Raw genomic sequence first — 16320 nt, 5'->3', positions numbered from 1 at the left:
GGCCACAAAGGACAGGAAGAGGTAATTCCCCTTTCGTTGACCGGCCATTCAATTGTTATGAAACAAAGAGCCGGAACGCTACCGAATTGAAAAAAAACAGCCGGCATCAAGTTGTTGAATCTACAACTACCTGAGAGGCCGACTGTCATAAACTATTGCCTCGAAACCTGATAGGTCAGGGCAACGGTTTGGTTGGGCGCATCGGAAAATGTAAGCTGAAATTCCTGCGGGCTTGAAATGGAGGTCAAGGAAAGCGTTATGGACTCCTGACCGAGATTTTCTATGAAAGTACCCCCGTCCCATTCCTGAAGGTCACCAGCAACAACGATACTTCCCGATGAAACATCCTCAGCTTTCACGGTAAAGGTAACTGCCCCACTAATTTGTGAGTCATTTTCAGTAACCGATAAATTGTTTTCCAGATCTGTGGACCATAAGAGCCTGTTGTCCGAAGTGGTGCCAATATTCAGGGAAGCGGTAATTTCTCCGAATACTTCAAGGGCATCATTCCCCTCGCCTGAAATCTCGGATGCCCGAATTTTAACAAGTTGTACACTGAAGGAAACATCCGGGTCCGGGGTGGGTGCCTGTTCCTCGTCCTCGTCGTTGCTGCAAGAGATTGCCGCCAAAGTCAGCAGACTGATAAACATTGCCCGCGATAAAACGGTTCTGATCGTTGTGAATGCATTAATGGTTTTCATGATATAAAGTTTTTAGATTCAACACCCCAAAACTATCCTTAAAGCAACCCCGCACCTAATTTCAGGCATGGACAAAGTATGGACATAAACATCTTCCATCGTCATAAAACGGCATGGACAGTCCATAATTCCCAAATGGAAAGATGTAATTTATATATCTGTGATTCAGGCATGTAACAGTTTTAAATGCATCGTTTAATAGACGAAGTGCATGGACAACCTCTGGACAACCCTAATCTTCCCATTAGGCTGTAATGCCCACGGGCACATAAAATGGGCTATCTTTTCAGTATCAAAACATTCACCCATGCATCGCTTGCCAATCCTTTTTCTCCTGATTTACCTGATAGGAAGTGGCCTCCTTTTGGGCCAGCCGCGCAATACACGGTCCCTCGACAGTATGCTTCAACTACTGAGAACCCAGAAGGATACCCCGCTCATATATACCTATAGAACTATCTTTAATGACTATATGACGGACGATCCCGAAACGGCCCGGGCCTATCTGGATACGGCATTTACCCTTGCCGCCGGGGTAAAGAGCACGAATATACAGGCCAGGTTACTCAATGACCTGGCGTTTTACTATAACAAAACCGGGGACTACGTAAAGGCAGAGGGGCTTTACAAAAAGGCGATAGACTCCTTTGCCAAAGCAAGAAACCTTGGAATGCAGCAGGTGTCGTATAATGTCCTTGGGGTGGTTCAGAAGAACCGGGGCAAACTCGATGAAGCATTGGATTCTTATATGAAATCCCTGGAGTTCTCCGATATCCTGGGCGATACCGACTACTACAGAATCCCCACTTTTTTAAACATTGGGGTATTACTGGGAGAAATGGACCAGTTAGACCGATCCAATGCGTACTATTTAAAAACGATAGCCGCTTGTGAGGAATTCGATGAACCCTGGGGAGCAGCCATAGCCAGGTCGAATATGGCCACAAATTATGTCGTTGCAGGCCGCCCCGGGGAGGCGCTGCCCATTTACCTGGAGGCCCTGGAGTATTTTGAGGCGGAAAAGTACGATTTTGAGTCCGGGGAACAGTATGCCCACCTTGGGGAAGTCTATATGAAACTCGGGGAATACGCGATGAGCGAGTCGTACCTGAAACGTTCCATAGCTATGGGCATTAAGACGGGCGAACAGGCTATGCAAATTACCGCCGGGCGCCATCTGGGGGCACTTTGCCTGCAAACGGGAAGGCCAGGCCAGGCACTTGAGTATTTAAGGATAGCCCTTAACCTTGCCGATGAAACAGACAACAAACCGGAATTTGTCAGGCTGCTGAAAGACCTGGGTGATGCCCATGCGCAGAATGGAAACTACAAGGAGGCCTACACCTTCAGGGAGAAACATTTTGAGCAATATGACTCCATTTTCCAGAAGGAAAAGGTAGAGCAGATCAACGCATTGGAGGTTCGTTTTCAAACCGCCCAGAAAGAAGCCGAACTGGCCCTGCAGCAGGAAGAAATCAATACCCTGAATGAAAAAGCCAAAGTGGATGAACTGACCAAAAGCCTGTACGCCGGGGGAATGTTTTCCTTTCTGGCTGTTTCAGGAGGACTTTTCTTCGGTTTTCGCCAGCGCATGAAAAGGAACAGGATCCAGAGGGAAAAACAGGAGGCGGTCTACAGGCAGGAAATCGAACATAAAAAGAAGGAACTGGCAAGCCAGACCCTGCACCTGGTGCAGAAAAACACCTTCCTGGAGGAATTACAGGACAATCTGGAGAACCTGCGCAGATCACCGGAAAAGTTCAAAATGGAGTTCAGGCGTATTGCTATGTTGTTGCGAAAGGAAAAGGCCAGCGACAAGGACTGGGAGACCTTTAAGACCTACTTTGCCCAGGTGCACAATGATTTTGACCAAAAGCTCAAGACCTTTTCACCCGAGATTTCGGAAAAGGAAATTCGCCTCGCAGCGTTTTTAAGGATGAATCTCACCACTAAAGAAATCGCTGCTACCATGAATGTTTTGCCTGAGAGCATCCTGAAGTCGAAGTATCGGCTGAAAAAGAAACTCGGCCTGGACAGGGATGTGGATTTAAGCGAATTTTTGGCGTCGATATAGAGAATAAGGGGCGCCCCCTCCCCCCACCCTTTTAAATTATACTTCTTCCCTGCAATCCCCTGGCATCCGTAAATAGTTCCCCAGGCACTATCTTTGTACCATGGAATTACCTGAGGGAAAACAAATCGTGCTATTCGACGGGGTCTGTAACCTTTGCAACCGCTCTGTCCAGTTCGTGATCAGGCATGATCGGAACGACCTTTTCCGCTTTGCCTCCCTGCAGGGGGAAACAGGCCGGAAACTTCTCGCCGAAAGGGGGATTGATACGGCATCCACCGATTCCATTATCCTGATCGATCCGGGGGTTGCCTTGTACATCAAATCGGATGCGGCCCTTGAGCTGGCCCGGAATCTCAAAGGATACGGGTGGCTACCCGTACTTTTCGGGTGGCTGCCGCGGTCGTTGCGGGACGCTGCCTATGACCTGGTGGCGCGCAACCGGTATCGTTGGTTTGGGAAACAGGAGCAATGCATGGTGCCTTCCCCTGAATTGCGCGCCAGGTTCCTCGATTAACGCCCTATTTCAGGTTGTTGAGGATAAAGTCCAGGGTAGGGTTCATATTGCGATTCCGGGCAAAACTCAGGGACCTGTAGGGGCCTTCTCCGGCCAACCCAAGCTCAGTGAGGTACGCGATGTGCCTTTCATAGTCCAGGGAGACCTTCCCCGAAAGCATGGGTTCCATGGCCTGTTGTTTCAGATGCCGCTGGTATATTTTACGCAGGCCGCTGAGATAGAGCCCGTCTTTTGTAAAGCCGCCACCCCGGTGGGCCCGCAGGGTAATCGTAAAGGCCTCCTCCCGGTTCAGCCGGTACTGATTATGGATAAGGTCAAAGGTGTCAGAAAAACTGTATCCTTTACTTAAACTGTCAGAAGCCAAAACCCTGTATGCTAATTCTTTAAGTCTTTTTAAAGTTAGGGCACCCCCCATGTATTCACTGAAGACCGCCAGGCCTTCCTGGGTTTCGACATTTTTGGGCAGGCCGTTGGAAAAGATCTTCAGGGGCTGGGCCAGTCCGTTGTAGGTGGTTACCAGGTGGACCCCTATTTCATGGTGCGCCAGGGTGAGCAACTGGTTCTCGCTGAATTGGGCGTTACGCTTAATCAGCAGGCTTTGGCTGCTATTGCTAACCATGGCCCTGGCAGAAATATGCGTCGAAAAGCGAATTTGCAGCGGAAAGTCATAGGCTTTGGCAAAGGCTTCAAAATAGGCCCGGGCCGCTTCAGGGCTGTGATGCTTTTCCATGGAGCCATCGGAAGGCTCGTCTTCAAAGTGCAAAATAAAGCGGGCGTTTTCCACGTCCCGTTCCCTAGGGGTGCCGTATACGCGAAGGGAGTTGAAGTAAAACCGCCTGGGGCTGCCGATGGTCTCTATACACTGGACCATATTGGCATAGAAGTAGATTACTTCCTTGTAGAGTTCCCGGAGGGTCTCATCTTCGATCCGGTCAAGGCGATACGAAAAAAAGAGCCGGTGGAGTTTATAAGGGTCAAACTTCAACCTGGGGTATTTGAATTCGGGTTCCAGGTTATACTTTGCCGTGAAAAAACGATGTTTTTCCTTTTCCGTATTGATCGGATTGATATAACTAAGCAGTTCGATTCGTTTGACCAGGCGGTTTAAATGGGTGTCGATTTCAAATACCGGGCGGTACTTTTCCTTAAGCTCGGGCAGGACCTCTTGTGGTGTCATGGACATTCCTCGAATTCGAATGGCGGCAAAGATATCAAAAGTTTGTTTCGCTCCTGTCCGGGGAGTTCCACCCTGTCGGGGGGCTGCCCCGGGCTCCCGTACGACCGTTTCCCACCATGGCTGCCGACCAGGGTCCGCTCCTCCAAAAAGTCGGGGGATCAGGGCTTCTTATGGGTGACTTCGTCGAGGTGGTCGTCCCAGTTCCTGATTTTGGGTTTTCCGAGTTTGCCCACCGATTTTGCCACCATCATGGCCACCGTGGCGTCACCGGTCACATTGACAACCGTCCGGCACATGTCCAGGGGTCGGTCCACAGCAAAGATAAGGGCAAGCCCAATGGCGAGCTTGTCTGCCGGGAAACCGATAGATTCCAGCACAATGACCAGCATAACCATCCCGGCCCCGGGAACGGCTGCCGAACCAATGGATGCCAGCAGGGCAGTCAGTACAATGGTCAACTGGTCTGCAAAGGTGAGTTCAAACCCGAGGGCCTGGGAGATAAAAACTGCGGCCACCCCCTGGTAAAGGCTGGTCCCGTCCATGTTGATGGTGGCCCCTACGGGAAGTACAAAACTCGAAACTTCCTTGTCTACCCCTATATGTTCCTCCACCCGTTCCATAGTCACCGGGAGGGTGGCGGCACTGGAACTGGTCGAGAAGGCCAGGAGCTGGGCCGGGCTGATCTTGCTCAGGAAGGTCAGGGGATTGTACTTGGTAAAGGTGGAAACCACCACACTGTAAAACACGATCATCAGCAAGAGCCCGAGCACCACCACGCCTCCATATTTCAAGAGGGCCAGCAAAAGGTCCGGGTCACCTGAGGATACCACCACGTTGGCCAGCAGCGCAAAAACCGCTACTGGGGCAGTAAGCATGATCAGGTCCACCATTTTCAGGACTACCTCGTTGAGGGAATCGAAAAATTCCTTCAGCGGCCTGGCGGCCTTTTCACCGATTAGGAGAAGGGAGATCCCGAGGAAAATCGTGAAAAAAATCACCTGCAACATAAGGCTGTTGTCGCTTACAGCACGAAAAGCGTTGTCCGGGACCATATCTTCCAAAAACTGGAGGGGCCCGCTGCCTTTCTGGCGCCCGGCTTCCTCCAGCTTTGAGGTTACCCCGGCATCTGAGGCATAGGTTTCGGTGAGCTGTGTGATGGTTTCCTGGGAGATCCCCTGCCCGGGTTTAAGGAGGTTTACCAGTAGCAGTCCAATGGTTATCGCCACAACGGTGGTAAAGATATAAATGAGGATCGTCCGTACCCCAATACTCCTGAATTTGCTGATGTCCTTTAGGTCCGAAATCCCTTTGACCAGGGAGGCGAGGATCAGCGGAATAGCAATGAGCTTGAGGAGTTTGACGAAAATGGTGCCGAAAGGGTTGATCCAGTCCTGTACAAATCCGGCGCCCCAGTCGGGAAAAGTCATGGCGAACCCGAAAAGAATCCCAAGCACCATCCCGATCAGGATTTGCCAGTGCAGTTCTAATTTCCTCATGGATATGAATTAGGTTTTGAAGCTGAAGATACTATTTTTAGGACGAACCGTTCCCGGCCGACCATTTGGAAAGCTTGGAGAGGAGGTAGAAGTCCGCCATGACCAGGGCGGCCATCGCCTCTACAATGGGCACCGCCCGGGGTACCACGCAGGGATCGTGCCTCCCCTTTCCCTGCAAGCCAACCGTCTCCCCGGAACTGTTTATGGTTTCATAGGCCTGCAGCAAGGTGGCTACAGGCTTGAAAGCCACCCTGAAGTAGATGTCCATCCCATTGCTGATCCCCCCCTGAATACCGCCGCTGTAGTTGGTTTTGGTGGATCCGTCCGGGTTGTAGGCATCATTGTGTTGGCTGCCCTTCATTTCAACCCCCTGAAACCCGCTGCCGTATTCAAAGCCTTTCACCGCGTTTATGGAAAGCATCGCCTGCCCAAGGCGGGCATGCAGCTTATCAAAAACCGGTTCCCCGAGTCCTACGGGCACGTTGCGGATGACACAGCTTACCACGCCCCCGATCGTATCGCCCTCCTTGCGGACCTTCCGGATCAATTCCTCCATTTTTTCAGCCATGGCCGGATCAGGACAGCGCACCGGATTTGATTCAATCAGGGATAAATCCAAAGATTGGTAGGGGGCCTCCAGCTTCAGCCCCCCTACCTGAGAGACATAGGCGTTGAAGGTAACCCCCGGGAGCATCTGCCTGGCAATGGCCCCCGCAACTACCCGGCAAACGGTCTCCCGGGCTGAACTTCGGCCCCCGCCCCGGTAATCCCGAAGCCCGTATTTCTGCTCGTAGACATAATCGGCGTGCGAAGGGCGGTATGAATCTTTAAGGTGGGAATAATCGCCCGATTTCTGGTTGGTATTCCGGATCAGGAACCCAATAGGGGTTCCCGTGGTCATCCCTTCGAAGATCCCCGAAAAAAACTCCACCTGGTCGGCTTCCTTGCGTTGGGTTACAATGGCAGACTGCCCTGGCTTCCTCCGGTCCAATTCTCCCTGGATGGCATCAGGATCAAGCGGAATGCCGGCAGGGCAGCCCTCAAGGATACCCCCCAGGCCTTTTCCATGGGATTCCCCAAAAGTGGTTAGTCTAAAAACAGTGCCAAAGGTGTTTCCCGACATCTCGTTGTGGTTTTATGTTAAGCCAGCCATGAGCTCCCCAAAGGTAGTTGTTAACCCCGTGCCCGCAAAACAAGGGGGATAATATTGAATTAACATTGGAGGCGATGGCTTAAAACAGCCTTAACCAAAAGCTATTGCAATATTGATGTACGGTGCTTTCCCAACCATACCGCTCATTCTATTTTTGTTCCTTCCAAAGTACATCCTTGAAAAAGAGAAAAATAGACATTGCCGTAATTTCGGACATCCACCTCGGTTCCCCCCGGTGCCATGCGGAGGAGTTGCTGGCCTACCTCAGCAGTATTAATCCCGCGACGCTGGTGCTTAATGGGGACATTATCGATACGTGGGAGCTGAAGAATAAATATTTTCCCCCGTCGCACTTCAAAGTGCTCAAAAAAATCCTGAGTATGGCGGCCGGCGGGACGCAGGTCTATTATCTCTGTGGAAACAGGGATGAAGGGGTACACCGTTTTAACCAGCTTTCCCTGGGGAACCTGCATATTCGCAACAAACTCCTTCTGGAACTTGACGGAAAAAAAGCCTGGTTTTTCCATGGCGATGTTTTCGACCTTTCCATACGGCAGTCCAAATGGGTGGCCCGCCTGGGGAGCCGAGGGTATAGCCTGTTGCTGCTGCTCAACCGACAGGTGAACCGGGGTCTGAAGCGGCTTGGAAAAGAACCTGTCTCCCGGGCCAAACACCTTCGAGAGGGAAATGAAAAAGCCGATCGCTATGCCATGGAGTTCGAAAAGACGGTTAGTTCCCTGGCTATTGACAAAGGATACCACTATGTGGCCTGCGCCCATATCCACCAACCCAAAAAGGCATGGGTGGAATCGCGCAACGGAAAAACCCTTTACCTGAATTCGGGGGACTGGGTGGAACACCTGACGGCCCTGGAATACGCCTTCAAGCGCTGGAAACTATACCGGTATAACGAGGATAAGCTGTCCCCATTCTTCGCCGACGAGGACCTGAAGGAAATGGATATGCAGGACCTTATCGCGGCTATAGTCAAGCAGCAGGAAATCCGCCTGAAAGACCCGGAAGGCAGCCCGTCAGTCGAGTAAGGCCCGCCTGAGGATGGTTACGGGGTGCAGTGCCCTGCGGCCGGTTCCATCGTGGATCTGGTGTCGGCAGCTTGTTCCGTTGGCGGCGATGAGGACGGCAGGGTCTGTTTTTTCAATTGAGGGGAACAGCTTCAGGTTGCCGATTTTCATACTTACCGCATAATGTTCCTTTTCATACCCAAAGGAACCGGCCATGCCGCAGCATCCGGAAGGGATAATGCTGACCTTGTAATTTGCGGGCAGGTTGAGCATATCAAAGGTGCACTTTTGGTCCGAGAGGGCTTTCTGGTAGCAATGCGCGTGGATTTTCACCTGACGCGGCTCCCGGGTAAAAAGTTCCGGCCCGATATGGCCCGCCCTGATCTCGGCGGCCAGGAATTCCTCTATCAGGAAGCTGTTGCCGGCGATTTTCGCAGCCGAATCTGCGGGTAGCCCCAGTCGGGTGTATTCATCCCGGAAGGTCAGGATGGCCGAGGGCTCCAGGCCCAGCACGGGGATACCCTGTGTCGCCCAGGCCAGCAAGGGGACCGCATTTTTCTCGGCCAGCGCTTTGGCCTGCCGCAAAAAGCCCTTTGAAAGAAAGCTGCGGCCGCTCTCGGCCTGGAAAAGGCTTACGTCATAGCCCAGGCGGCAAAGGAGTTCGATCGCATCCTGTGCCTGTTCCGTATCCAAATAGCGTGAAAATTCATCGATATAAAGGACTACGGGCTTAAGGCGAGGCCCCCCGGGAAGCCTGTATTTTTCCAGGAAGGCAGCAAAATTGACCCGCCCCACCCCGGGCAGGGAGCGCTGCGGGGCAATCCCCAGCAGGTTTTTGAGGGCGGCACTTCCCCATTGGGACCGGGCCATGGCGTTGGAGAACCAGGCAACCCGGCTTTGTAGGGCCGTGATCCGGGAATTGTAGGCAAACAGGCGGTTCCTCCAGGAATAGCCGTTTGCTTCCTGATACTGGAAGTTAAATTCGGCCTTCAGGGACGCAACATCCACATTGCTTGGGCATTCCCTGGCACAGGCCTTGCAGCTCAGGCATAGGTCAAAGGCTTCCTTCAGTTCTTCCCGGTTAAAAGGGTTCCCTTCCGCCCCCTCGGTCAGGAGTTCGCGAAGCACATTGGCGCGACCCCGGGTGGTGTCCTTTTCTTCCCTGGTGGCGTGATAACTCGGGCACATGGCCCCGGAGACCTTATGTGTTTTACGGCAATCGCCGCTGCCGTTACATTTCTCGGCAGCCCTCAGGATCCCCTCACTATCCGAAAAATCGAGGAAGGTTTCGATTTCAGGTTCTTCCCGCTCAGGAACATAGCGAAGGGCCTGATCCATCGGGTAAGGATCCACGATCTTTCCGGGGTTAAATATCCCCAGGGGATCAAAAAGGCTTTTGATCTGCCGGAGGAGGTGGTAGTTTTTTTCCCCGATCATAAAGGGGATGAATTCAGCCCTTACAATGCCGTCGCCGTGTTCCCCGCTGAAGGAACCCCTGTACTTCTTAGTCAGATGTGCCACCTCGGTGGTAATTTCCCGGAACAATCGCACATCGGATTCCTTCTTGAGGTTTAGCAGGGGGCGCAGGTGAAGCTCCCCGGCCCCTGCATGGGCATAATAGACCGCCTTTTGCCGGAAACGCCCCATGATGGCCGTAAACTCCCCGATAAAGTCTTTCAGGTCTGGCAGGGCAACAGCTGTATCCTCTATGCAGGCCACGGCTTTGCGGTCGCCTACCATATTCCCCAGAAGGCCCAACCCTGCCTTTCGAAGCTCCACCGCCTTGGTGATATCCCTGCCTTTTAGCACCGGGGTTGCATATGCTTTTCCGGAGTCCCGCAGCGTTTTTTGTACCCGGGCGACTTCATTTTCCAGTTCACCGGCCGACCCTGCCCTGACTTCCAGCATGAGCAGGACCTCCGGATCCCCTTCCACGAAAACCCGGTTTTCCCGCTGTTCAAGATTGTTCCGGGTGCAGTCCAGGATCACCTTATCCATCATTTCACAGGTGTATAGCGGATGCTGCATGACGGGTACCACATCCGCCAGGCTGTGTTCAAGGGACTGGTAGTGCGCTATAATCATGGCGCTTTCCGTTGGCGGCAGGGGGTCGAGCTGCAGGGTAACCTCCAGGGTCAGGGCAAGGGTCCCTTCACTGCCGCAAAGGAGCTTCGAGAGGTTAAAGGGCTCTTCGCCATGGGAGAAAACCCGGCTTTTTAACAGGGCATCCACAGCGTATCCGGAGTTTCTCCGGTGGATTTCCTCCCGGGGGAATTCCTTAAATACTTCTTGGGCTATTTCCCTGTTAGAAAGTAAGTTGAATAATTCTTTATAAATAGTTGATTCAAGTGTGTTTCCCCTGGAAAGTTCTCCCAGGGCGGTTTGCTCCAGGGGCCTGACGTCAACCACAGACCCGTCTGAGAGCATCACCTTCATCCGAACCACTTTGTCCCGGGTTACCCCGTATTTAATGGAAGTGGTGCCGCTTGAATTATTTCCGACCATCCCCCCGATCATGCACCGGTTGGAGGTTGAGGTATTCGGGCCAAAAAAAAGGCCACGGGGCTCGAGGTACTGGTTTAGTTCGTCACGGATGACCCCGGGTTGCACGGTAACCTGCATTTTCTCCGTGTCCAGCGAACCTATGGCGGTAAAATGCCTGGAAACATCGACCACGATGCCCTCCCCCACGCACTGGCCTGCCAGGGAGGTGCCTGCGGTCCTGGGGATCAGCCCCACCCGGTGCCTTGAGGCAAATGCAACGAGTTGCCTGAGGTCTTCCTCGTCGGCCGGGTAGGCTACGGCCAGGGGGAGCATCCGATATACGGAGGCATCGGTGGCATAGAGGCGTTTGTGCAGCGAATCCCAGTGCAGGCTGCCGGAGAGGCTGCCGGCCAGGCTTTTTAGGTCATTTTGGTCCAAGGGAACACAATTTACAGGGCTAAATTAAGTTTTTATTAACGCAAGACCACAGGTCAAGGCCTAATTTTACGGGACGTTAAACTAAATATGATCACCCATGAAAATCGGTAAATTTTTACTAGCCTTTTTGTTTTTCTCTTCGGCTGCCCTGAGCGCCCAGCAGATCTCAGACCACGCCCTCGGCCTTCGCCTGGGCGACAGCGATGGGTTCGGGGCCGAAATCTCCTACCAGAAATCCCTGGGAAGGTCCAATCGGCTTGAGGCCAACCTTGGATGGCGCGACTCCCGGGATTTTGACGCTTTCAAGCTAACCGGGCTGTACCAGTGGGTGCGCCCCCTTGATGGCAACTTCAACTGGTATTACGGCGCCGGGGGTGGTCTTGGAAGTGTTGATTTCGCCAACGACGTTATCGTAGATGACGATGGAGGCCTCTTTATTTTTGGCGCCGGGAATATAGGGATCGAATACAATTTTGACTTTCCCCTCCTGCTTTCCCTGGATTTCAGGCCTGAACTCGGCCTGGTCGGGTATGACGGTTTTTCGGATAATTTTGACTTCGATATCGCCCTCGGTATCCGGTATCAATTCTAGCTTGACGGGGCGGGCTTTTCCCCTGCCCCCCAAGCTTTTGTTAAGGGTTTTTATTTTATCGGCCCTCTGACTACCTTTGCGGCCAAACCGAGAAACCCTTTCGAATGAAAAGAATACCCGCAATGCTCCTGCTTTCCGCCCTGGCCCTGTCCTGCAGTGGCGAGCGAGAAGGCGAATACCAGCTCAACGGCACCCTGGAAGGTGCAGTTGCTGATAATACCAGGGTTTTCCTGAAAAAGAGCGATGAGAACCTGCAGCCCATCGAAGCAGACACTGCCGTGGTTTCCGGGGGTACTTTTCGTTTTTCCGGAACCATAGAGGCGCCCCACCTGTACTTTATCTTCGTCGAGGGCGCGAATATGGGGGTCCCCCTCATCCTTGAAGAAGGCAAACTGGAGCTGACGGCCCATAAAGACAGCCTCAATGCGGCCCTGGTAGAAGGAACACCCCAAAACCAGGCCTATGCCGAATTTATCGAGGGCTCCCGCCTGCTGGTGCAACGACGCAACTCCATACAGCAGGAAATGCAGGAGGCCATGATGGCCCGCGATACGGCAAACATGAACGCCTTGCGGGATGAATTCATGGAATTGCGGCAGGAAGGCATGGACTATGAACAGGATTTTGCCAGGACCCACCCGGAGGCCCTGGTTTCGGCCCTTTTGATCGATCGGTTCCTGAAAACAAAGTCGATGACCATCGCCGAATTGCAGGAAATGTTTTCCGGATTATCGGAAGAAATCCGCCAGACGACCTTAGGGCGCAGCCTGGGTCAGGCCCTTGAGGCAGCAGGCAAGACCGCTGTGGGTTCCAGGGCCCCGGACTTTAGTGCACCGACCCCATCCGGAGAAACACTGGCCTTGAGCGATGTACTCGGCAAGGTGACGTTGATCGATTTCTGGGCCGCCTGGTGCCGGCCCTGCAGGGCGGAAAACCCGAATATCGTCCGCGTGTACGAGCAGTACAAAGACAAGGGGCTGAGCATCCTGGGGGTATCCCTCGACCGAAATGCCGACGACTGGAAACAGGCTATCCTCGATGACGGGCTTACCTGGCACCACGTTTCCAATGTGCGGTATTTCGACGAAATCGCCGAGTTGTACAGCGTGAATGCTATCCCCGCCAGCTTCATCCTGGATGAAAAAGGGGTCATTGTGGCCAAAAACCTTCGCGGACCGGAGCTTGAGGCCAAAATCGCTGAATTGCTTCGCTGATCCCCAGTCCGAAAAAAAGAAAAGGCTTCCCCCAGGGAAGCCTTTTTTATTGGGTGGCGGGCTATTACTGGAATTTGCCCCTTACATCCCTGAAGGTACCGGTGACTGTGGCCTCCCCTTCGTACTTCACGCTTCCGAAAATGTCGATGGCGGAATTGGAGCCCAGCACTTCCAGCCGGGCGCCCTCCATAAGGATAAGATCCCCGTAAATGGTGAGGTCCCCTTCTATCCGCATTAGTGCCCCTTCCCCTACTTTGAGGTTGCGCCGCTGGGTGTTTCGCCCTACGGCAAGGGTGCCGTAGAGTTCAAAGGTAGCCCCGTCCTTTACATCCACGTGGTTCACCACCGTCCAGGAGCCACAGAGCAAGAGGGCCCCGTTGATGTTGATGTTGTTGAACCGTTTTTCTCCGCTGAAAGCCAGTTGGTCCGATGCCCCTACATTGAGCTTTGAACTCCCCTCATAGGGCGGGAGGCCGGCACACCTCCCCTGGAGCCCGGGTTGCGGGCGATTCAGCTTGATGATCTGCAAACCGCTGGTTCCGGAAGCGGCAAAAGCATAGTCGCCCCGCGAACTGACATAATTGATTGACCCCGGGAGTTCTATGATCCCCACCGCTTCAATCCCTGATTCAGCGGATTCTGAAAGGGAAAGCCCTCCGGCGCCATTGGCCATGAAAAGCGCTTCTTCATTTGCCGTTACAGCATTGGTTACAATATCGCCTGAAGCAGCTCCCTCGGGGTGGAGGGGTATGGGCAGGTACTGCAGAAGCACCCCGTCAGGACTGTAGACCCCGGCCCCTTTCCCGGCCTCTGCCACGGCGATATTGCCCTGCCAGAAATCCAGGGTTTTCTTGGTTGCCTCCCCCAGGTCGGATGTCACGGGGATTAACACGGACTCCTCCAGGGCCTCGTTGAGCATGCGGACCCCGCTCCCGGCATCCAGTACGGCCAATCCGTTACCGTAGGGTGCCATGGCCCTTGCATCGGCGATATAGGCTTCTGCCTCGATCCCAAGGTCCTCCTTGCGATATATGGTAATGCTACCTTCTTTCCCGCTGCTCACCAGTATCCGGGAGGGTTCTGCCACCACGTCGGTGGCATTGTATCCTTGCTGGAAACCGTATAAAATGGTTTCCGTGCTGATCCTTCCCGCGGTTACCGGAATCCGGGCCACAAAGGAATTAGAGGTGGCGCGTACGGAGGTCTCCGCATCCACACCACCAGCGGCATAGACAAAGCCGTTGTCGAAAACCAAGGAGTTAATATCGGCGTTCAGGTAGATGAGCCGGGAGGAAACCCTTGGGTTGTGGGGGTCTGAAATATCGACGACATCGATTGCCCCCCGGTAAGTTTCCCCAACAGTATTGTAGGAAACATAGGCAAAATCGCCATCGAGGTCCACATGCGAAGCGGTGAGGGCCTCGTCAGTCCCTGAGGCCGGGGGCGCTACAGTGGCGATGAGGGTGAGCGGATAATCCCCTGCCAGCTCCTCCCCTTTGCCGGCAAGGGTGTTTTCTCCCACGATTTCGAGGACACCGGCCTCAGCGAAGCCAATAGCCCCCTGGAGCAATGCCGAATTTTCTTCAAGGTAAAGGTCGTCTTCCAGGCCATCCTGGAATACGGTGGTTTCATCGGAACAACCGATGGCCAGGAACGCCGCAAGGAAAGGCAGCAAACGGTAAAAATGCTTCATAGCATGCAGGTTTTCTACGATTTGGGTATGCTAATAACGATGCAATAGCCATTTTGGTATTGCGCAAAGGCATAAAAATCGCTTAAAGGGCTGAAACTATGGGGTTCCGGAATGTCTGAGGCCGCCTAAAGCTTCCCCATTTTTTCGAGGAGAAAGAGCAGGACTATTGGCAGGGCGAGGAGAAGGACCATTACCGGGTGGGCCTGAATAATGGAGGGCATGAAGATCAGCGTGGTGACGTATCCGCCAACGGCTCCCCCGAAATGCGCTGTATGGCCGATGCTGCCCAATCGCTGTTTCATCCCGTAGATGGAATAGAGCAGGTAGGCAATCCCCAGCACGTATGCGGGAAACGGGATCGGGATGAACATGAGGGCCAGTCGCATGTCGGGCTGCAGCAGGATGGCTGCGTATAAGACCCCGGTAACCGCACCGCTGGCCCCAACTGCACTATAGTAGGGTTCCCTGCGGTGGAAAAAAACCGCCAGGAGGCTTCCGGCCAACAAGCTGATTATATAGATCAGGAGGAATTTCCCCGCACCAAACCACCGGATGACCACATCGGCAAAAAAATACAGGGTGAACATATTCAGGATCAGGTGAGCCCCGTCTACGTGCAGGAATCCCGAGGTCATCATGCGGTCCTTCTGACCCCCCTGAATCGCCCCGATGTGGAACTTGTACCTTTCGAAAAAAGAACTATCCTTAAATCCCCTCAGGGAGACCAGGACGTTGGCTGCAATCACGGCCAGGGTGGCAAGGTGCAAATTCATGGAATGGTCCTTATAAGGGGTCAAATATAGCTATATTTGCAAAGATACCCGAGCATGCAACGAATCGTATACCTACTGGCCTATCCATTCCTCTGGGGTGTTTCCCGCTTACCCTTTCCCCTGCTCTACCTCCTGTCTGACGGGTTGTTCTTCCTCCTTTACCGGGTTGTCCGCTACCGCAGGAAGGTGGTGAGTGAAAACCTCTCGCTGGCCTTTCCCGAAAAAACCGATGCAGAACGGAGGGTAATCGAAAAGAACTTCTACATCCACCTTTGCGACGTTTTCATGGAGATGGTCAAAACCATGGGGATAAGCAAAGAAGAGCTCCATAAGCGCTATGCCTTCACCCATCTGGAAGTGATCCACAGCCTGGAGGCAAAAGGGAAAAGTATCATGCTCCTGGCCCCGCATTACGCCAGTTGGGAGTGGGCTTTTGCGCTTGAGCCCTTCGTCAAGGGCGAGGGGTTTGGGGTATACCAGCCGCTGACCAACCGGTATTTTGATCGATGGGCCCGGCGCACCCGGAAGAAATTCGGTACCACCCTGATTACCACCCGGGAAACCAGCCAGCAGATCACCAGGAACCGGCAGGAGGGTCGCCTGGCCTTTTACGGCATGCTGATTGACCAGTCTCCGATGCTTGCAAAAGCCCAGTATTGGGCCCCTTTTATGGGGGTTCGGGTCCCCATGCATACCGGGGCGGAATACCTCTGTAAAAAAATGGACCTTCCGGTGATCTACATGAAGGTGAGAAAACTAAAAAGGGGGTATTATGAAGCAAGTTTCAAGTTGCTTTCGGAAAACCCCGGGGAAGTCCCGGATTTTCAAATTACGGATGCATTTTTCCGGGAGGTGGAGAAGTCCATCCGGGAAGCCCCTGAATATTATTTCTGGACCCACAAACGCTGGAAGCACCGCAATAAAGCCCCCCGGGAGGGGAACGCAGGGACTGGCAAATAAACCGCAGCCCCCGCGTCCCTGAAACCTCA

13 protein-coding genes are annotated in these 16320 nt (G+C 53.3%); 6 read left to right on the top strand and 7 right to left on the bottom strand.

The window, feature by feature from the left end; genetic code table 11:
* Nucleotides 1-152: 152 nt before the first annotated feature.
* Nucleotides 153-701, bottom strand: coding sequence for a hypothetical protein (locus NG653_RS01370; RefSeq protein ID WP_252739861.1), 549 nt, complete (start codon nucleotides 699-701; stop codon nucleotides 153-155).
* Nucleotides 702-1008: 307 nt separating this feature from the next.
* On the opposite strand from NG653_RS01370, the gene NG653_RS01365 reads away from it, so the two are divergent.
* Together NG653_RS01365 and NG653_RS01360 are read left to right on the top strand one after the other, a co-directional pair.
* Nucleotides 1009-2775 carry a tetratricopeptide repeat protein gene (locus NG653_RS01365; RefSeq protein ID WP_252739860.1) on the top strand — a complete coding sequence of 589 codons (1767 nt, stop codon included), beginning with the start codon at nucleotides 1009-1011 and terminating at the stop codon, nucleotides 2773-2775.
* Nucleotides 2776-2875: 100 nt separating this feature from the next.
* Nucleotides 2876-3289 (top strand): thiol-disulfide oxidoreductase DCC family protein, encoded by a 414-nt coding sequence (locus NG653_RS01360; protein ID WP_252739859.1) that lies wholly within the window; start codon nucleotides 2876-2878, stop codon nucleotides 3287-3289.
* A 4-nt stretch (nucleotides 3290-3293) separates the two neighbouring features.
* On the opposite strand, the gene NG653_RS01355 is transcribed toward NG653_RS01360, so the two are convergent.
* From NG653_RS01355 to aroC, 3 genes are all read right to left on the bottom strand, one after another.
* Nucleotides 3294-4466: a peptidase MATCAP family protein gene (locus NG653_RS01355; RefSeq protein ID WP_252739858.1), complete on the bottom strand. Its 1173-nt coding sequence runs from the start codon at nucleotides 4464-4466 to the stop codon at nucleotides 3294-3296.
* A gap of 158 nt (nucleotides 4467-4624) precedes the next feature.
* A complete protein-coding gene (locus NG653_RS01350) occupies nucleotides 4625-5962 on the bottom strand; it encodes a dicarboxylate/amino acid:cation symporter (protein WP_252739857.1) in 1338 nt (445 codons plus the stop codon).
* A 37-nt stretch (nucleotides 5963-5999) separates the two neighbouring features.
* A complete protein-coding gene (gene aroC / locus NG653_RS01345) occupies nucleotides 6000-7085 on the bottom strand; it encodes a chorismate synthase (RefSeq protein WP_252739856.1) in 1086 nt (361 codons plus the stop codon).
* A 206-nt stretch (nucleotides 7086-7291) separates the two neighbouring features.
* Here aroC and NG653_RS01340 point away from each other — a divergent pair, with 206 nt between their 5' ends.
* On the top strand, nucleotides 7292-8158 hold the full coding sequence (locus NG653_RS01340) for a UDP-2,3-diacylglucosamine diphosphatase (RefSeq protein ID WP_252739855.1): 867 nt from the start codon (nucleotides 7292-7294) through the stop codon (nucleotides 8156-8158).
* Here NG653_RS01340 and NG653_RS01335 read toward each other — a convergent pair.
* Complete coding sequence (locus NG653_RS01335; protein WP_252739854.1) at nucleotides 8147-11059, bottom strand: FAD-binding and (Fe-S)-binding domain-containing protein; 2913 nt, start codon at nucleotides 11057-11059, stop codon at nucleotides 8147-8149. The two genes, NG653_RS01340 and NG653_RS01335, sit on opposite strands and share 12 nt — an antisense overlap.
* A gap of 97 nt (nucleotides 11060-11156) precedes the next feature.
* Here NG653_RS01335 and NG653_RS01330 point away from each other — a divergent pair, with 97 nt between their 5' ends.
* Nucleotides 11157-11651 (top strand): hypothetical protein, encoded by a 495-nt coding sequence (locus NG653_RS01330; RefSeq protein ID WP_252739853.1) that lies wholly within the window; start codon nucleotides 11157-11159, stop codon nucleotides 11649-11651.
* A gap of 104 nt (nucleotides 11652-11755) precedes the next feature.
* Nucleotides 11756-12865 (top strand): TlpA disulfide reductase family protein, encoded by a 1110-nt coding sequence (locus tag NG653_RS01325; RefSeq protein WP_252739852.1) that lies wholly within the window; start codon nucleotides 11756-11758, stop codon nucleotides 12863-12865.
* Nucleotides 12866-12929: 64 nt separating this feature from the next.
* Here the strand turns inward: NG653_RS01325 and NG653_RS01320 are convergent, their stop codons facing one another.
* Both NG653_RS01320 and NG653_RS01315 read right to left on the bottom strand, forming a co-directional pair.
* Entirely contained in the window at nucleotides 12930-14558 is a 1629-nt protein-coding gene (locus tag NG653_RS01320) for an LVIVD repeat-containing protein (RefSeq protein ID WP_252739851.1), read from the bottom strand.
* 125 nt (nucleotides 14559-14683) lie between these two features.
* Nucleotides 14684-15331 carry a rhomboid family intramembrane serine protease gene (locus tag NG653_RS01315; RefSeq protein WP_252739850.1) on the bottom strand — a complete coding sequence of 216 codons (648 nt, stop codon included), beginning with the start codon at nucleotides 15329-15331 and terminating at the stop codon, nucleotides 14684-14686.
* 54 nt (nucleotides 15332-15385) lie between these two features.
* Between NG653_RS01315 and NG653_RS01310 the strand changes: the two genes are divergently transcribed.
* Nucleotides 15386-16291, top strand: a complete 906-nt coding sequence (locus NG653_RS01310; RefSeq protein ID WP_252739849.1) for a lysophospholipid acyltransferase family protein — start codon at nucleotides 15386-15388, stop codon at nucleotides 16289-16291.
* Nucleotides 16292-16320 lie beyond the last annotated feature (29 nt).

Source organism: Robiginitalea marina, from assembly GCF_024006985.1.
Taxonomy (GTDB): domain Bacteria; phylum Bacteroidota; class Bacteroidia; order Flavobacteriales; family Flavobacteriaceae; genus Robiginitalea; species Robiginitalea marina.
The sequence above is the reverse complement of the archived record's forward strand: the minus strand, read 5'-3'. Positions and strand labels throughout refer to the sequence as shown.